This window comes from Streptomyces sp. NBC_00249, assembly GCF_026342355.1.
In the GTDB taxonomy this organism is placed as follows: domain Bacteria; phylum Actinomycetota; class Actinomycetes; order Streptomycetales; family Streptomycetaceae; genus Streptomyces.
Window position 1 is genome coordinate 410,358 of the sequence record NZ_JAPEMV010000005.1, and the last position, 16,142, is coordinate 426,499.

General features: G+C 71.2%; 14 protein-coding genes. 5 read left to right on the forward strand and 9 right to left on the reverse strand.

The window, feature by feature from the left end:
• Window positions 1–115: 115 nt before the first annotated feature.
• Genes OOK31_RS23650 through coxB form a run of 3 tightly spaced genes read right to left on the reverse strand, consistent with a single transcriptional unit; the run spans window position 116 to window position 3,209 of the window.
• Window positions 116–514 carry a cytochrome c oxidase subunit 4 gene (locus OOK31_RS23650; RefSeq protein ID WP_267089300.1) on the reverse strand — a complete coding sequence of 133 codons (399 nt, stop codon included), beginning with the start codon at window positions 512–514 and terminating at the stop codon, window positions 116–118.
• Window positions 511–2,238 carry a cytochrome c oxidase subunit I gene (ctaD, locus tag OOK31_RS23655; RefSeq protein WP_267089301.1) on the reverse strand — a complete coding sequence of 576 codons (1,728 nt, stop codon included), beginning with the start codon at window positions 2,236–2,238 and terminating at the stop codon, window positions 511–513. The genes OOK31_RS23650 and ctaD overlap by 4 nt, the downstream gene beginning before the upstream one ends.
• Window positions 2,235–3,209: a cytochrome c oxidase subunit II gene (coxB, locus tag OOK31_RS23660; RefSeq protein ID WP_267089302.1), complete on the reverse strand. Its 975-nt coding sequence runs from the start codon at window positions 3,207–3,209 to the stop codon at window positions 2,235–2,237. Before coxB ends, ctaD begins: the two co-directional genes overlap by 4 nt.
• Window positions 3,210–3,492: 283 nt before the next feature.
• On the opposite strand from coxB, the gene OOK31_RS23665 reads away from it, so the two are divergent.
• The gene (locus OOK31_RS23665) at window positions 3,493–4,875 is read left to right on the forward strand and encodes a cysteine desulfurase/sulfurtransferase TusA family protein (RefSeq protein ID WP_267089303.1); all 1,383 of its coding nucleotides are present in this window, start codon (window positions 3,493–3,495) and stop codon (window positions 4,873–4,875) included.
• A 329-nt stretch (window positions 4,876–5,204) separates the two neighbouring features.
• Here the strand turns inward: OOK31_RS23665 and OOK31_RS23670 are convergent, their stop codons facing one another.
• Window positions 5,205–6,188, reverse strand: coding sequence for a carbohydrate kinase family protein (locus tag OOK31_RS23670; protein ID WP_267089304.1), 984 nt, complete (start codon window positions 6,186–6,188; stop codon window positions 5,205–5,207).
• A 131-nt stretch (window positions 6,189–6,319) separates the two neighbouring features.
• Between OOK31_RS23670 and OOK31_RS23675 the strand changes: the two genes are divergently transcribed.
• Both OOK31_RS23675 and OOK31_RS23680 read left to right on the forward strand, forming a co-directional pair.
• A complete protein-coding gene (locus OOK31_RS23675) occupies window positions 6,320–6,538 on the forward strand; it encodes a hypothetical protein (protein ID WP_267089305.1) in 219 nt (72 codons plus the stop codon).
• Between the two features lie 79 nt (window positions 6,539–6,617).
• On the forward strand, window positions 6,618–8,048 hold the full coding sequence (locus tag OOK31_RS23680) for a hypothetical protein (protein ID WP_267089306.1): 1,431 nt from the start codon (window positions 6,618–6,620) through the stop codon (window positions 8,046–8,048).
• A gap of 79 nt (window positions 8,049–8,127) precedes the next feature.
• On the opposite strand, the gene erpA is transcribed toward OOK31_RS23680, so the two are convergent.
• Window positions 8,128–8,484, reverse strand: coding sequence for an iron-sulfur cluster insertion protein ErpA (erpA, locus tag OOK31_RS23685; protein WP_030010511.1), 357 nt, complete (start codon window positions 8,482–8,484; stop codon window positions 8,128–8,130).
• A 334-nt stretch (window positions 8,485–8,818) separates the two neighbouring features.
• Between erpA and nadA the strand changes: the two genes are divergently transcribed.
• Complete coding sequence (nadA, locus tag OOK31_RS23690; protein WP_267089307.1) at window positions 8,819–10,003, forward strand: quinolinate synthase NadA; 1,185 nt, start codon at window positions 8,819–8,821, stop codon at window positions 10,001–10,003.
• Window positions 10,004–10,078: 75 nt separating this feature from the next.
• Here the strand turns inward: nadA and OOK31_RS23695 are convergent, their stop codons facing one another.
• From OOK31_RS23695 to OOK31_RS23705, 3 genes are all read right to left on the reverse strand, one after another.
• On the reverse strand, window positions 10,079–13,192 hold the full coding sequence (locus OOK31_RS23695) for an efflux RND transporter permease subunit (protein WP_267089308.1): 3,114 nt from the start codon (window positions 13,190–13,192) through the stop codon (window positions 10,079–10,081).
• A 155-nt stretch (window positions 13,193–13,347) separates the two neighbouring features.
• The gene (locus OOK31_RS23700; protein WP_267089309.1) at window positions 13,348–14,064 is read right to left on the reverse strand and encodes a response regulator transcription factor; all 717 of its coding nucleotides are present in this window, start codon (window positions 14,062–14,064) and stop codon (window positions 13,348–13,350) included.
• A 37-nt stretch (window positions 14,065–14,101) separates the two neighbouring features.
• Window positions 14,102–14,935, reverse strand: a complete 834-nt coding sequence (locus tag OOK31_RS23705; RefSeq protein ID WP_267089310.1) for an adenosylcobinamide-GDP ribazoletransferase — start codon at window positions 14,933–14,935, stop codon at window positions 14,102–14,104.
• A 70-nt stretch (window positions 14,936–15,005) separates the two neighbouring features.
• Between OOK31_RS23705 and OOK31_RS23710 the strand changes: the two genes are divergently transcribed.
• Window positions 15,006–15,788 carry a hypothetical protein gene (locus tag OOK31_RS23710; RefSeq protein ID WP_267089311.1) on the forward strand — a complete coding sequence of 261 codons (783 nt, stop codon included), beginning with the start codon at window positions 15,006–15,008 and terminating at the stop codon, window positions 15,786–15,788.
• A gap of 74 nt (window positions 15,789–15,862) precedes the next feature.
• On the opposite strand, the gene OOK31_RS23715 is transcribed toward OOK31_RS23710, so the two are convergent.
• On the reverse strand, window positions 15,863–16,141 hold the full coding sequence (locus OOK31_RS23715) for a hypothetical protein (RefSeq protein ID WP_267089312.1): 279 nt from the start codon (window positions 16,139–16,141) through the stop codon (window positions 15,863–15,865).
• Between the last annotated feature and the right edge of the window lies 1 nt (window position 16,142).

The following is a 16,142-nucleotide window of genomic DNA, read 5'->3' on the forward strand; positions in this document are numbered from 1 at the left end:
ATTACGGCGCGCGGGGTGACTGCAAACGAGGGGCCCGGACTCCTCCGAAAAGGTGTCCGGGCCCCTCGACGTCCTGATGGACCGCTGTACCGCTGTACCGCTGTACCGCTACGAACTACTGGTTCGCGTTCTCACCGCGGTAGTACTCGTACACCCAGCCCCACAGGCCGATCAGGATGATCGGGGCCGAGAAGTACATGAGCCACCAGCCGAAGATGACGCCCATGAAGGCGAACGCGCCACCGATCGCCAGCGAGAGCGGCTGCCAGCTGTGCGGGGAGAAGAACCCCAGCTCGCCCGCCTCGTCGGCGACGTCGGCCTCCAGGTTGTCCTGGGCCATCTCGTCCACGCGCTTGGCCGTGAAGGCCAGGTAGTAGCCGATCATGGCGCTCAGGCCGAAGGCCAGCGCGAGAGCGGTGGTTCCGACCGGCTCCTTCGACCAGACGCCGTAGACGACGGTCATGATCAGGATGAAGACGGCGAGCCAGAGGAACATCTTGCCCTGGATCTTCACTTGCCGGCCTCCTTGCCACCGGTGACGGCCTTGGCCGGGGTGTGGTCCTCGAGGTGGTCGAGGGCCGCGATCTCCGGGTGGTGCAGGTCGAACGCCGGCGATTCACTGCGGATGCGCGGCAGGGTGAGGAAGTTGTGCCGCGGCGGCGGGCAGGAGGTCGCCCACTCCAGCGAACGGCCGTAGCCCCACGGGTCGTCGACCTCGACCTTCTTGCCGTACTTGGCCGTCTTCCAGACGTTGTACATGAACGGCAGCATCGACAGGCCGAGCAGGAACGAGCTGATCGTGGAGACCGTGTTCAGCGCGGTGAAGCCGTCGGCCGCGAGGTAGTCCGCGTAACGACGCGGCATGCCCTCGGCGCCCAGCCAGTGCTGGACCAGGAAGGTGCCGTGGAAGCCGATGAACAGCGTCCAGAAGGTGATCTTGCCGAGGCGCTCGTCCAGCATCTTGCCCGTGAACTTCGGCCACCAGAAGTGGAAGCCGGCGAACATCGCGAAGACCACGGTGCCGAAGACGACGTAGTGGAAGTGCGCGACGACGAAGTACGAGTCGGAGACGTGGAAGTCCATCGGGGGCGAGGCCAGGATGACGCCGGTCAGGCCACCGAAGGTGAAGGTGACCAGGAAGCCGATCGTCCAGAGCATCGGGGTCTCGAAGGACAGCGAGCCCTTCCACATGGTGCCGATCCAGTTGAAGAACTTCACACCGGTCGGTACCGCGATCAGGAAGGTCATGAAGGAGAAGAACGGCAGCAGCACACCACCGGTGACGTACATGTGGTGGGCCCACACGGTCACGGAGAGGCCGGCGATCGCGATCGTCGCGGCGATCAGACCGATGTAACCGAACATCGGCTTGCGCGAGAAGACCGGGATGACCTCGGAAACGATTCCGAAGAACGGCAGCGCGATGATGTACACCTCTGGGTGTCCGAAGAACCAGAAGAGGTGTTGCCACAGCAAGGCGCCGCCGTTGGCCGCGTCGAAGACGTGCGCACCGAACTTCCGGTCGGCCTCCAGCGCGAAGAGCGCGGCGGCCAGCACCGGGAAGGCGAGCAGGACCAGGACACCGGTCAGCAGCACGTTCCAGGTGAAGATCGGCATGCGGAACATCGTCATGCCGGGAGCGCGCATGCAGATGATCGTGGTGATGAAGTTGACCGAGCCGAGGATCGTGCCGAAGCCGGAGAAGGCCAGACCCATGATCCACATGTCGGCGCCGATGCCCGGCGAGCGGACGGCGTCCGACAGCGGGGAGTAGGCGAACCAGCCGAAGTCGGCGGCACCCGAGGGGGTGACGAAGCCGGCCACCGCGATGGTCGAGCCGAAGAGGTACAGCCAGTACGCGAACATGTTCAGCCGCGGGAACGCCACGTCGGGCGCGCCGATCTGCAGCGGCATGATCCAGTTCGCGAAGCCCGCGAACAGCGGGGTGGCGAACATCAGCAGCATGATCGTGCCATGCATGGTGAACGCCTGGTTGAACTGCTCGTTCGACATGATCTGCGTGCCCGGACGGGCCAGCTCGGCGCGCATGAAGAGCGCCAGCAGGCCGCCGATGAGGAAGAACACGAACGACGTGACCAGGTACATCGTGCCGATGGTCTTGTGGTCGGTCGTGGTCATCCACTTCACGACCACATTGCCCGGCTGCTTGCGCCGTACCGGCAGCTCGTTCTCGTACGAGTCGGCGGCGGCACCCTGGGATTCGTTGAGGATGCTCACAGTTTGTTCACTTCCGCATTCCGGGCCGGGTCGGTCTGCTTGATGCCTGCGGGGAGGAAGCCGGTCTGGCCCTTCTCCGCCAGCTCCTTCAGGTGTGCCCGGTACTTCTCCGGCGAGACGATCTTCACGTTGAAGAGCATCCGGGAGTGGTCGACACCGCAGAGCTCGGCGCACTTGCCCATGAAGGTGCCCTCCGTCTTCGGGGTCACCTCGAAGACGTTGGTGTGGCCGGGGATGACGTCCTGCTTGAACAGGAAGGGGACCACCCAGAAGGAGTGGATGACGTCGTTCGACGACAGGATGAAGCGGACCTTCTCACCTGCGGGCAGGTAGAGGGTCGGGCCCGGGTTGTTCGTGTCCGGGTTGCGGTCGCCGGGGACGCCCTTCTCGTAGACGCCTTCGGCGCCCGCGGGGAAGGCCTTCGTGAAGCGGTCCGGAATGGAGGCGAGCTCCTTCGGAACCGCACCCGCCTTCGGGGTCGCCGCGTCACCGTCGACGTTCTCGACGTAGTTGAAGCCCCAGCTCCACTGGTAGCCGACCACGTTGATCGTGTGGGGCGGCTTCGGAGTGAGGGCGAGCAGCTTCGACTCGTCGCGCGCGGTGAAGTAGAAGAGCACCGAGACGATGATGAGCGGGACCACGGTGTACAGCGCCTCGATGGGCATGTTGTACCGGGTCTGCGGGGGAACCTCCACCTTCGTCCGGCTGCGCCGGTGGAAGATGACGCTCCAGATGATCAGGCCCCACACCAGGATGCCCGTGATGAGAGCGGCCGCCCAGGAACCCTGCCACAGGGAGAGGATGCGAGGACCCTCCTCCGTGACCGGGGTGGGCAATCCGAGGCGGGGAAAGTCTTTCCAGGTGTACGAGCAACCAGTGGCGGTCGCCAGGACCACGCCCGCAGTCAGCGCCTGCAGCAGCTTCCGCCGCATCGGGCGCCGCGGCGAGCGGTCGGAGCCGTAGGGACTCACGTAGCGCCTTCCCGAGAGTCTCGGCCCGCGCGGCCGGCCGCGGCCGTGTTCGGGTCGGTCGCCGGCCCTGACGCAGGCAGGGGTTTGGATGTTTATGCGGACCAAACCCTACTGGACGCTATTTGGGGTCGCGCGGGGAGGGTGCCCAACGCGCCGCTACTGCCCCCGAAGGGATGGATCCGCCGTACGGGGGACGGGCCATACGGCCCTGAACGGCAGGCTCCGCAGGACATCTGACGGGCCCTGACCCCGGCTCCGCGAACGCGCGGGTTAGCGTGGCCGGATGCCCTACTTCGACACCGCGTCCGCCGCTCCGCTGCACCCCGTCGCCCGGCAGGCGTTGCAGGCCGCACTCGACGAGGGCTGGGCGGACCCGGCCCGGCTGTACCGGGAGGGGCGCCGGGCGCGGCTGCTGCTGGACGCGGCGCGGGAGGCGGCGGCCGAGGCGGTGGGATGCCGCCCCGACGAGCTCGTGTTCACTCCTTCGGGGACGCACGCGGTTCACTCGGGCATCGCGGGAGCCCTGGCCGGGCGCCGGCGCGTCGGCGGTCATCTCGTCGTATCGGCCGTCGAACACAGTTCTGTACTCCACGCGGCCGAGGCCCACGCGGCCACCGGGGGCGGCCGGCTGACGGAGGTCGGGGTGAACCGGCTCGGCGCCGTGTCCGCCGCCGGGTACGCGGCCGCCCTCGCCCCCGACACCGCGCTGGCCTGCCTCCAGTCCGCCAACCACGAGGTGGGCACCGTCCAGCCGGTGGCGGAGGTCGCCGAGGTCTGCGCCGAGGCCGGGGTGCCGCTGCTCGTCGACGCGGCGCAGTCGCTGGGCTGGGGCCGGGTGGAGGACGGCTGGTCGGTCCTGGCCGCCAGCGCGCACAAGTGGGGCGGCCCGCCCGGGGTGGGTCTGCTCGCGGTCCGCAAGGGGGTGCGCTTCGCCCCCCAAGGCCCCGCCGACGAAAGGGAGTCGGGCCGCTCCCCCGGCTACGCGAACCTCCCCGCGATCGTCGCGGCGGCCGCCTCGCTGCGGGCGGTACGGGCCGAGGCGGACACGGAGGCCGCGCGGCTGCGGGTCCTGGTGGACCGGATCCGGCGGCGCGTCGCCCGGCTGGTGCCGGACGTGGAGGTGGTCGGCGACCCGGACCGGCGGCTGCCGCACCTGGTCACCTTCTCCTGCCTGTACGTGGACGGCGAGAGCCTGCTGCACGAACTCGACCGCGCCGGGTACTCCGTCTCCTCCGGCTCCTCCTGCACCAGCTCGACGCTGACCCCGAGTCATGTGCTGCGGGCGATGGGGGTGCTGTCGGAGGGGAACGTACGGGTGTCCCTGCCGGCCGGTACCTCCGCCGACGAGGTCAACGGCTTCCTGGAGGTGCTGCCCGGCGCGGTGGCCGGGGTCCGGGCGAAGCTGGGCGTCACCGAACCGGTGACGGTGACACCGGTGGCGGACTCCCTGGAACTCGACACCCTCGGACTGCGCTGCCCGCAGCCGGTGATCGAGCTGGCCCGGGCGATCGGCGGGGTCGCGGTGGGGGGCACCGTGACCGTCCTGTCGGACGACGAGGTGGCCCGCCTGGACATCCCGGCGTGGTGCGGCATCCGCGGCCACGCGTACCTCGGCGAATCCCCCCGCCCGAGGGGCACGGCGTACCACGTCCGCCGCCTCTCCTGACGGGCTGCGCACCGGTACCCGCCGCCTCAAGCGCCGGCGCGGCTGCGGATCCCCGTTCGTGTGCGGGTCCGTTGCCGGGGGCCAGCCCCCGGACCCCCGCGCCTCAAACGCCGGCGGGGCTGGACTGTGCCGGCGTTTGAGGCGCGGGTCTGGGCGGAGCCCAGGGAACGGTGGAAGGGCGGGTAGGGGACCCCGCCCCGCGCAGCGGCAACGGTCCGCGGACGGAAGACGGGCCCCGGCCACCCGAACCGGCCCCGCCCCGCCACCGCCGGACGGAGTCCGGCGCAGCGGCGCGAAGCCGGGGAGGCGCCCAGGCGCCGAGCGGCGCGTCAGGAGGAGACGGGCAGGTGCGCGCGGACCTCCGCCGCGGCCGTGTCGCCGTAGGCCTTGGTGAAGCGGTCCATGAAGTGCGCCCGCGCCAGGGTGTACTCCTGGGTGCCCAGGGTCTCGATGACGAGGGTGGCGAGCATGCAGCCGAGCTGCGCGGCCCGCTCAAGGCCGACGCCCCACCCGAGCCCGGTCAGGAAGCCCGCGCGGAACGCGTCGCCGACGCCGGTCGGGTCGACCTTCGCGGTCTCCTCGGGGCAGCCGACGACGATCGGCTCCTGCCCGACCCGCTCGATGCGCACGCCCTGCGAGCCGAGGGTGGTGACGCGGGTGCCGACCTTGGCGAGGATCTCCGCGTCGGTCCAGCCGGACTTCGACTCGATGAGGCCCTTCTCGTACTCGTTGGAGAAGAGGTAGGTCGCACCCTCCATCAGGGTGCGGATGTTCTCGCCGTCCATGCGCGCGATCTGCTGCGAGAAGTCCGCGGCGAAGGGGATCCCGCGGGTGCGGCACTCCTCCGTGTGGCGGAGCATCGCCTCGGGGTCGTCGGCGCCGATGAGGACGAGGTCGAGTCCGCCCACCCGGTCGGCGACGGCCTTGAGCTCGATCTGGCGGGCTTCGCTCATCGCGCCCGTGTAGAAGGAGCCGATCTGGTTGTGGTCGGAGTCCGTGGTGCAGACGAAGCGCGCGGTGTGCAGCACCTCGGAGATCCGTACGGACTCGGTGTCGACGCCGTGCCGGTCCAGCCAGGCGCGGTACTCGTCGAAGTCCGAGCCGGCCGCGCCGACGAGGATCGGGCGGGTGCCGAGCTGCCCCATGCCGAAGCAGATGTTCGGGCCGACTCCGCCTCTCCGGACGTCGAGGTTGTCGACGAGGAAGGAGAGGGAGACCGTGTGGAGCTGGTCGGCGACCAGCTGGTCGGCGAAGCGGCCCGGGAAGGTCATGAGGTGGTCGGTGGCGATGGAGCCGGTGACTGCGATGCGCACGGCGTGGATGCTCCTGCGAATGACGGCGAGGGGACATTCAAAACTACCCGGTCATGGGCTCGAGTCCGAACGGCTGAAACTACCCCGTAGTAGGACTTCCTTCGCCTGGTGTGGCGTGCCTACCGTGCCCCATGACCTATACCGATGGCTTCGGCTACGCCGAGTACACCGCCGACGCGCGCCCCGGCTTCGCCCGTCTGCTGGGCGACTGCGCGCGGATGGCCCCGCACTGGGCGGTCCCGGAGGAGCCCCGGGCGGACCGGGTGGCCCCCTCCCAGATCCACGGCGTCCGTGTCCCGCCCGCCTCGGCCCGGCTGATCGCCTCCACCGCCGCGTACGGGGACCAGTAGAGGAAGGGCGGGAACCGGATTCGCGGCCGCCGCGTCACACCCGCATCACGTACGGCGGGACACGCGAAGGAGCGAATCGGTGACCAGCGAACTACCCGAGACATCACGTGCCACTCGTCGGCGGCCGTCCTGGGCCGTCGGCTCGATCGCGGCCGCCGTCCTGCTGGCCGGCGGCGGTACGGCCTACTGGGCGTCGACGGCGTACGGGGACGCCTCGGGCGGCGGCGCCCGTACGGGTGACACCGCGGCGGCCGCGCCCCGGGCGGCCGGGTCCCCGCCGGGGCCCGGCATCGCCCCCGGGGAGCCGGATCCGTCGGGCGGCGGGGTGGTCTACCGGGCCGATGTGAAGCTGCCCGAGGGCCCGGCGGCGGCGCCGTCCTTCGCCGCGTCGGGGGAGGTCACCTCCGAGGAGGTGGCCCGGCTCGCGAAGGCCCTCGGGATCTCCGGGGACCCGCGGCTGAGCGGGGACACCTGGCAGGCCGGGGAGACCGGCGACGGCTCCGGTCCCCGGCTCACGGTGACCCGTAAGGCCCCCGGCACCTGGAGCTTCAGCCGCTTCCGGCCGGCCGGGGCCGGGGACGACTGCGTGCGCGGCAAGGACACCTGCGGCCCGGCCACCCTGCCCCAGGGCGAGGGCGGCGGGGCGCAGCCGGTCTCCGAGCAGGCGGCGAAGGCGGCGGCCGCGCCGGTGCTCGCGGCGGCCGGGCAGGGTGACGCCAAGGTCGACGCCCGGCTGACGCAGGGCGCGGTGCGGGTGGTGAGCGCCGACCCGGTGGTGGGCGGGCTGCCCACGCAGGGCTGGTCCAGCAAGGTGAGCGTGGGCGGTGACGCGCAGGTGGTGGCGGGCAGTGGGGAGCTGAAGGCCCCGGTGCGCGCGGCGGAGCAGCCGGTGGTCGGGGCGGTCGAGGCGCTGGCCCGGCTGAACGCGGCGGGCAAGGGCGGTGACGGCAGCGGTCCGGGCCCGAGCGGCTGCGCGACCTCGGTGCCGCTGACCCCGGACACGCCGACGGGTGCCACGGACACCCTGCCCTGCAACCCGGACCCGCGGCCGATGAAGCCGCCGCGGACGGAGACCGTACGGGGGGCCGTGCTCGGCCTGGTCCCGGGGACGGTCGACGGGGCGCGGGGGCTGGTGCCGGCCTGGCTGTTCGAGGTGGCGGGCAAGGACGGCGGGCCGGGCCGCACGGTGGCCCAGCCGGCCGCGGCCGAGGACGGTGCGACGACGGCGCCGGTGCCTCCGGCGGGCCGTACGGTGCCCGGGTTCTCGTACGCGGACGGGGACCGGAAGCTGACCGTGAACTTCTGGGGCGGGGTGTGCAGCACCTACACCCTGGAGGCGCGGGAGGAGTCCGCGTCCGTCATGGTGAAGATCACGGACACGCCGAACAGTCCGGGGCAGGCCTGCATCATGCTGGCGCAGGAGATGTCCCTCACGGTGACCCTCCAGCAGCCGGTGGGTGCGCGGAAGGTGGTCGACGCCACGACGGGCAAGCCGCTCCCCCGCCAGTGAGCAACGAGTAGTCGGGGAACGCGAAAGGCCTCGGCGCCGGTCGGATGCGACCGGCGCCGAGGCCTTCGTGCGTTCGGGTCTAGCTGAACGAGTCGCCGCAGGCGCAGGAGCCGGTGGCGTTCGGGTTGTCGATGGTGAAGCCCTGCTTCTCGATGGTGTCGACGAAGTCGATCGAGGCGCCGTGCAGGTACGGGGAGCTCATCCGGTCGGTGACGACCTTGACTCCGTCGAAGTCCTTGACGACGTCGCCGTCGAGGGAGCGCTCGTCGAAGAAGAGCTGGTAGCGCAGGCCGGAGCAGCCACCGGGCTGGACGGCGACGCGGAGCGCCAGGTCATCGCGGCCCTCCTGCTCCAGCAGGGTCCTGACCTTCTCGGCGGCGGCGTCGGACAGGAGGATGCCGTCGCTCACAGTGGTCTTGTCGTCCTGTACGGACATCTGCATTCACTCCCGAAGTGGGCGGCTCCCCGCCGGAGGCTGGGGATACGTCGGACTCTTGCCGTCGGTGGCAACCAGCTGGACCGCGGATTCATTCCGGGGCCGGCGCCTTGTTTCAGACATTCATGCTCGCACACCCACGCGGAGCGGTGGACCCGGCGAAGAGGGCGGGTGGAGCGGGGCGTCCCAGGACGGGCGAATGCGTCACATCGACACTATCGGCATCGTCAAAGTGACGTGAAGCAGTTATGATAGATAACGTCAAATAGACGAGAAGTCGAAGCGAGGGCTTCGCGTGAAGCCTTCAGAAGTCCCTTGTCGCAGAACAGAAAGGGTGCGTGTCGTGACCACCGCCCAGCCTTTGGACGTCCAGCCGACGCCCCTCGCCCTGCTGCTGCTCGGCCGCGAGGCCGACCCCAAGAGCGAGCGCGGGGTGGAATGCCCCGGCGACCTGCCCTCTCCGTCCGACCCGGACCTGGTGGCCCGCGCCCGCGCGGCCAAGGAGAAGCTCGGGGACAAGGTCTTCATCCTCGGCCACCACTACCAGCGTGACGAGGTCATCGAGTTCGCCGACGTCACCGGTGACTCCTTCAAGCTCGCCAAGGACGCGGCCGCCAAGCCGGAGGCCGAGTACATCGTCTTCTGCGGCGTGCACTTCATGGCCGAGTCGGCCGACATCCTCACCTCCGACGACCAGAAGGTCGTCCTGCCCGACCTGGCCGCGGGCTGCTCGATGGCCGACATGGCCACCGCCGAGCAGGTCGCGGAGTGCTGGGACGTGCTGACCGAGGCCGGCGTCGCCGGGACGACGGTGCCCGTCTCGTACATGAACTCCTCCGCCGACATCAAGGCCTTCACCGGCAAGCACGGCGGCACGATCTGTACCTCGTCGAACGCGAAGAAGGCCCTGGAGTGGGCCTTCGAGCAGGGCGAGAAGGTCCTCTTCCTCCCGGACCAGCACCTGGGCCGCAACACCGCCGTCCGCGACATGGGCATGTCCCTGGACGACTGCGTGCTCTACAACCCGCACAAGCCGAACGGCGGCCTGACCGCCGAGCAGCTGCGGAACGCCAAGATGATCCTGTGGCGCGGCCACTGCTCGGTGCACGGCCGCTTCTCGGTGGACTCGGTCAACGACGTCCGCGCCCGCATCCCCGGTGTGAACGTCCTGGTCCACCCCGAGTGCAAGCACGAGGTCGTGGCGGCCGCGGACTACGTCGGCTCGACGGAGTACATCATCAAGGCGCTGGAGGCGGCCCCGGCCGGCTCGAAGTGGGCCATCGGCACCGAGCTGAACCTCGTCCAGCGCCTGGCGAATCGTTTCGCGGCGGAGGACAAGGAAGTCGTCTTCCTCGACAAGACGGTCTGCTTCTGCTCGACGATGAACCGCATCGACCTCCCCCACCTGGTGTGGACCCTGGAGTCCCTGGCCGAGGGCAACCTCGTCAACCAGATCCAGGTCGACAAGGAGACCGAGAGCTTCGCCAAGCTGGCGCTGGAGCGGATGCTCGCCCTGTAGTCCCGCACAGTCCCGCGCGTACGCGTGAAGGGGCGCCCCCGGTCCGGGGGCGCCCCTTCGGCCTTCTCCGACGGGTCAGACCTTGACGGGGGTGTCCTCACCGGCCGGCCGGGACGGGACCACCGTCAGCCGGGCCGTCTTCCTGGACCTGCGGCGTTCCTTGCGGAGCTCGACCATCGTGTAGAGGGTCGGGACCAGCAGCAGCGTCAGCAGCGTGGAGCTGACCAGGCCGCCGATCACCACCACCGCGAGCGGCTGCGAGATGAAGCCGCCCTCGCCGGTGACGCCCAGCGCCATCGGGAGCAGGGCGAAGATCGTCGCCAGGGCCGTCATCAGGATCGGGCGCAGCCGGTGCCGGCCGCCCTCGACGACCGCCTCGACGACGCCCAGCCCCTGGGCCCGGTACTGGTTGACCAGGTCGATCAGGACGATGGCGTTGGTGACGACGATGCCGATGAGCATCAGCATGCCGATCATCGCCGGGACGCCCATGGGGGTGCCGGTGGCGATGAGCAGGCCGAGCGCGCCGGTGGCCGCGAAGGGGATGGACACCAGCAGGATCAGCGGCTGGACCAGCGAGCGGAACGTCGCGACCAGCAGCATGAAGACGATCGCGATGGCGGCGAGCATGGCCAGGCCCAGGGAGCCGAAGGCCTCGTCCTGGTCGGAGGAGACGCCGCCGATGGAGGCGGTGGCCCCTTCGGGCAGGTCCAGGGCCTTGAGCTTGGTCTGGAGCGCGGAGCTGATGGCTCCGGTGTTCTCGCCGACCGGCTTGGCGGTGACGGTGGCGGCGCGGGCGCCGTCGATCCGGGTCATCGCGACGGGGCCGGGGACCAGCTTGACGTCGGCGATGTCGCCGAGCTTGAGCGGGCCGACGGGCAGGGCCTGGAGCTGGGCCAGGGTGGTGGCCGGCTGGGCGGAGCGTACGACGACGTCCCGCTCGGTGTCGTCCAGTACGGCCTTGGCGACCGGGTTGCCCCGGACGGCCTGCGCGACGATCCCGCCGAGCGCGGCCTGGCTGATGCCGGCCTCGGCGGCCTTGGGGGTGGCGGTGACGGAGATCCGGGGCACCGACTGGGCCAGGTCGCTCTGGACGTCGGTGACGTCCTTCAGGGTGGCCACCTCGGCGCGGACCTGTTCGGCGGCCTTGGCGAGCACCGCGCCGTCGCCGGCCTTGACGACCACGCTCAGGTTCTGGCCGCCGAAGCCGCCGCCCGCCGAGAGGGAGGTGTCGCCGATGCCGTCGAGCTTCGCCAGGGCGTCCTGGATGCGCTGCTTGACGGCCTCGGAGTCGCCCGCGTCGTCCAGGGTGACCTGGAAGGAGGCCTGGTTGGTGCCGGTGCCGCCGCCGAAGGCCGCGAGGAAGCCGGAGGAACCGACGGTGACCTGGTGGTCCTTGACGCCCTCGACGGAGTCCAGGGCCTTCTCCACCTTGCGGGCGGCCTCGTCGGAGGCGGCCAGGGAGGTCCCGGCGGGCAGCTGCTGGCGGACCGTCAGCACGTCCTGGTCGCCCTGGTCGAAGAAGTTGGTCTTCAGCAGCGGGGTCATCCCGAAGGTGCCCACCAGGACGACGACCGCGATGGCCACACTGGTCAGGCGGCGCCGGGTCGCGAAGCCCAGGACCCGTACGTAGAGCTTCTGGAGGCGGCTGTTGGCCTCCTTCTCCTCCGCCTCGCGGCGGGCCCGCTCCGGGTCGGCCGACGTGCCCTTGGGGGCGCGCAGGAACCAGAACGACAGCACGGGGACGACCGTCAGGGACACCAGCAGCGAGGCCAGCAGGGCGGCGGTGACGGTGAGCGAGAACGAGCCGAACAGCTCGCCGATCATGCCGCCGACCAGGCCGATCGGCAGGAAGACGGCGACGGTGGTGAGCGTGGACGAGGTGACCGCGCCGGCCACCTCCTTGACCGCGGTGATGATCGCGGCCTCGCGCTCCTCGCCGTAGCCGAGGTGGCGCTTGATGTTCTCCAGGACCACGATCGAGTCGTCGACGACCCGGCCGATGGCGATGGTGAGCGCGCCCAGCGTCAGCATGTTCAGGGACAGGTCGCGGGTCCACAGCACGATCAGCGCGAGCACCACGGACAGCGGGATGGAGACCGCGGTGACCAGGGTCGAGCGGATCGAGGCCAGGAAGACCAGGATCACGATGACCGCGAAGGCCAGGCCGAGCAGGCCCTCGGTGGTGAGGCCGGAGATGGACCGGGCGACGGCGGGGCCCTGGTCGCTGACGACGGTCAGCTCGGCGCCGGAGCCGAGGGTGGAGCGCAGCTCGGGCAGCTTGTCCTTGACGGCGTCGGAGATGGCGACGGCGCTGCCGTCCTTGTCCATCGTCAGTACGAGCGCGAGGCTGGGCTTGCCGTTGGTGCGGGTGATGGAGTCGGCCTTGGCGGGTTCCTGCTTGACGGCGGCCACGTCACCGAGGCGGACGGCCGGCTTGCCGGGGCCCGCGGTCAGCCGGAGGTCCTCCAGCTGGGCGAGGGAGGTGTAGCCGGAACCGACCCGCACGGTGCGGTTCTTGCCCTCCTCGTCGAAGGAGCCGGCGGGGACGGTCGCGCCGCCCGCCCTGAGGCCCTCGGCCAGCTTGGCGCCGTCGAGGCCGGCCGCGGCGAGCTTCGCGTCGTCGGGGGTGACGCTGATCTGGACGTCGCGCACGCCGTCGACGCTGACCTGGCCGACGCCCTCGATGTCCTCCAGGACGGGGACGACGGACTTGTTCAGCTGGTCGGCGAGGGCCTGCTGGTCCTTGTCCGAGGTGACGGCGAGGACGACGGTCGGGATGTCGTCGGTGGAGCCGGCCACCACCTGCGGGTCGACCTCGGCGGGCAGCCGGACCCGGGCCCGGTTGACGGCCTGCTGGACGTCGGCGACGAGCTGCTTGGTGCCGCTGTCGCCGTAGTCGAAGGTGGCCCGGATGAGGGCGTTGCCCTCGCTGGCGGTGGAGGTGATGCCGGTGATGCCGTCGACGCCCTTGAGGGTGGCCTCGATCGGCTCGACGACCTGCTTCTCGACCACGTCGGGCGAGGCGCCCTGGTACGGCGCGAGCACGGAGACCATCGGCAGTTCGATGGAGGGCAGCAGCTGCTGCTTGAGCTGGGGGACGGCTATGGCGCCGAAGAGGAGCGCGACGATCGACACGAGGCCGATCAGCGCTCTCTGGGCAAGGCTGAAGCGGGACAGCCAGGACATGGGTAGGGATCTCTCTGCAGATGCTGACGCGAGGGCTCCTCAGCTTCGCCCAGGGCGCGGCGCCGCTGCGTCGCTCCCAGGTGCCGTCCTCACGCGCGGCATACCGCGTCCGCAGTAGTCCCCGCTACTGCCGGCCGCGCCCGCCGCACCGCAGGTCAGTCGGCGCGGGGCCGGACCAGTCCCGATTCGTACGCGATGACCACCAATTGCGCCCGGTCGCGGGCGCCGAGCTTGGCCATGGCCCGGTTGACGTGCGTCTTCACGGTGAGGGGGCTGACCTCGAGGCGGGCGGCGATGCCGTCGTTGGACAGGCCGGCGGCGACGTGCACGAGGACCTCGCGCTCGCGGCCGGTCAGCGCGGCGAGCCGTTCGGCGTGGGCCGAGCCGGTGGCGGGGACGTCGGGGCCGCGCTGGGCGAGGAAGCTGGCGATGAGCCCTTTGGTCGCGGCCGGGGAGAGCAGCGCCTCGCCCGCGGCGGCGACGCGGATGGCGTTGAGCAGTTCCTCGGGCTCGGCGCCCTTGCCGAGGAAGCCGGAGGCCCCGGCGCGCAGGGACTGCACCACGTACTCGTCCACCTCGAAGGTGGTCAGCATGACGACGCGGACGCCGGACAGTTCCGGGTCCGCGCTGATCATGCGGGTGGCGGCGAGCCCGTCGGTGCCCGGCATCCGGATGTCCATCAGGACCACGTCGGCCCGCCGGTCCTTGGCGAGGGCGTACGCCTGGGCGCCGTCGGAGGCCTCCCCCACGACCCGCATGTCGGGCTCGGAGTCCACGAGCACCTTGAACGCGCTGCGCAGCAACGCCTGGTCGTCGGCGAGCAGCACCCTGATGGGCGCCTCGCCCCCCGCCTGCTCCACCGTCTGGTCCACCCCCCGAGCGTACGCGGCGCCCCGGTCCGGGCCCGGGTCAGCCCAGGGCGAGGACGACGAGGGCGGTGGTGGCGGCGGTCTCGCTGAGGGCGCCGAAGACGTCGCCGGTGACTCCGTCGAAGCGGTGGACGCAGCGGCGCAGCAGGAGTTCGGCGCTCAGCAGGGCCAGCAGGACGGCCGCCGCGTGCTGGAGGGCGGCGAGCGGGCCCGCCGGGAGGGCGGCCAGCGTGACCGCGGCCAGGACCAGGGCGGTCACGGCCGCCGCCGCGCGGACGGGGACCACGCCCGCGACGGCCGCGCCCAGTCCACCGGGCCGGGCGGCGGGGATGCCGTCGCGGGCGGCCAGGGTCATCGCGAGGCGGGCGGTGACGGCGGCGGCGGTGGCGGCGAGCGCGCCCCGGATCCAGCTGTCGGCGTACACGTCCGCCAGCGCGGCCACCTGTACGAGCAGGACGAGCAGCAGCGCGACGACCCCGAACGGGCCGATGTCGGACTGCTTCATGATCCGCAGGGCGTCCTCGGCGGGCTTGGCGCTGCCCAGGCCGTCGGCGGTGTCGGCGAGGCCGTCCAGGTGCAGCCCGCGCGTGAGGGCCGCCGGGACCGCGACGGTGACGGCGGCGGCGAGCAGCGGTCCGCCGCCCAGGACCAGCAGGAGCGTCCCGGGCAGGGCGGCGAGCAGACCGACGGCGAGACCGGCGAGCGGGGCGCAGGCCATCCCGGTGCGGGCGGCGGGCCGGTCCCAGCGGGTGATCCGCGCGGGCAGCACGGTCAGCGTGCCGAACGCGAAGCGCATTCCGTCGAGGAGGGAGGCCCGCTCGGCCGGGGGTGCCGGCTCCTGGCCGTGCTCTGGATCATCGATCGAATCTGTCATCGGCGCGAACGCTACCCGCTTACGGTGAGCGGTAAATTGCGCATTAGATGTGAAATCGGGAGCTGGTGTCGTGGGTCACTGGTGGTATCGCAACATCATCGAGCCGGGCAAGCTCCCGTTGCTGCTCGCCCTGCTGTCCTTCGTGCTGTCGTTCCTGGTCACCCGGGTGATCACGCGCCTCATCAGGGCGGGGAAGGGCCCCTTCAAGAACATCACCCCGGGCGGGCTGCACGTCCACCACGTGGTGCCGGGCGTGGTCCTGGTGATCATCGGCGGGTTCGGGGCGGTCGGCAGCGGCCGGCACAGCTTCGGGGCCGGGCTCTCGGCGGTGCTCTTCGGGCTGGGCGCGGGCCTGGTGCTGGACGAGTTCGCGCTGCTCCTGCACCTGGACGACGTCTACTGGAGCGAGCAGGGCCGCAAGAGCGTGGAGATCGTGGTGCTGACGGCGGCCGTGGTCGCGCTGGTGCTGGGCGGCTTCCTGCCCTTCGGGGTCAACGAGCTCACCGTCGACGAACGGCACAGCCGCGGCCTCGTCGTCATGAACACCGCCACCAACTTCTTCCTCGCCCTGGTCGCCCTGTGGAAGGGGAAGCCGCGCACCGCGGTCTTCGGCACGGTCATCCCCTTCGTGGCGCTGATCGGCGCGGTCCGCCTGGCCCGGCCCGACTCCCCGTACGCCAAGCGGTTCTACGCGAACCGCCCGCGCGCCCGCGCCAAGGCCGGGCTGCGGGCCTTCCACCACGACCGGCGCTGGGCGCGGCCGCGCCGCAGGTTCGAGAACTTCATCGGCGGCACCCCCGACCCGGACCGCGCGGCCCTGGAGGCGGGGCCGCCGCCCGAGCGCCCCGAATGACATGCGCAGGGCCCGTCCCCCGGTACCGGGGGACGGGCCCTGCGCATGTCGGTGGCTGCCTGTGGGCGGTGCCGTCAGCCCGGGATCAGGCCGTCGTCGCTGAGCATCTGCCTGACCTCGTCCAGGGTGGCGCCGGGTCCCGGCAGGATCAGCCCGGACGGCTCCAGCGCCTCGTCCGGCAGGGGCGTGCCCAGGCGGCGTACGGCGTCGAGCAGCGCGCCCAGCGTGCGCCGGAAGCCCTCCTCGTCGCCGCTCTCCATCTCGGCGAGCAGTTCGTCGTCCAGCGCGTTGAGCTCGGTGAGGTGGCTGTCGGCCATCTTCACCTGGCCCTCCCCCATGATGCGGACAATCATG

What these genes read in the sequence shown, in the direction of transcription:
- OOK31_RS23665 (WP_267089303.1), top strand. Translation starts at nt 3,493, where the DNA reads ATGCCCTACTTCGACACCGCGTCCGCCGCTCCGCTGCACCCCGTCGCC.
- OOK31_RS23675 (WP_267089305.1), top strand. Translation starts at nt 6,320, where the DNA reads ATGACCTATACCGATGGCTTCGGCTACGCCGAGTACACCGCCGACGCG.
- erpA (WP_030010511.1), bottom strand. Translation starts at nt 8,484, where the DNA reads ATGTCCGTACAGGACGACAAGACCACTGTGAGCGACGGCATCCTCCTG.
- OOK31_RS23695 (WP_267089308.1), bottom strand. Translation starts at nt 13,192, where the DNA reads ATGTCCTGGCTGTCCCGCTTCAGCCTTGCCCAGAGAGCGCTGATCGGC.
- OOK31_RS23705 (WP_267089310.1), bottom strand. Translation starts at nt 14,935, where the DNA reads ATGACAGATTCGATCGATGATCCAGAGCACGGCCAGGAGCCGGCACCC.
- OOK31_RS23715 (WP_267089312.1), bottom strand. Translation starts at nt 16,141, where the DNA reads ATGATTGTCCGCATCATGGGGGAGGGCCAGGTGAAGATGGCCGACAGC.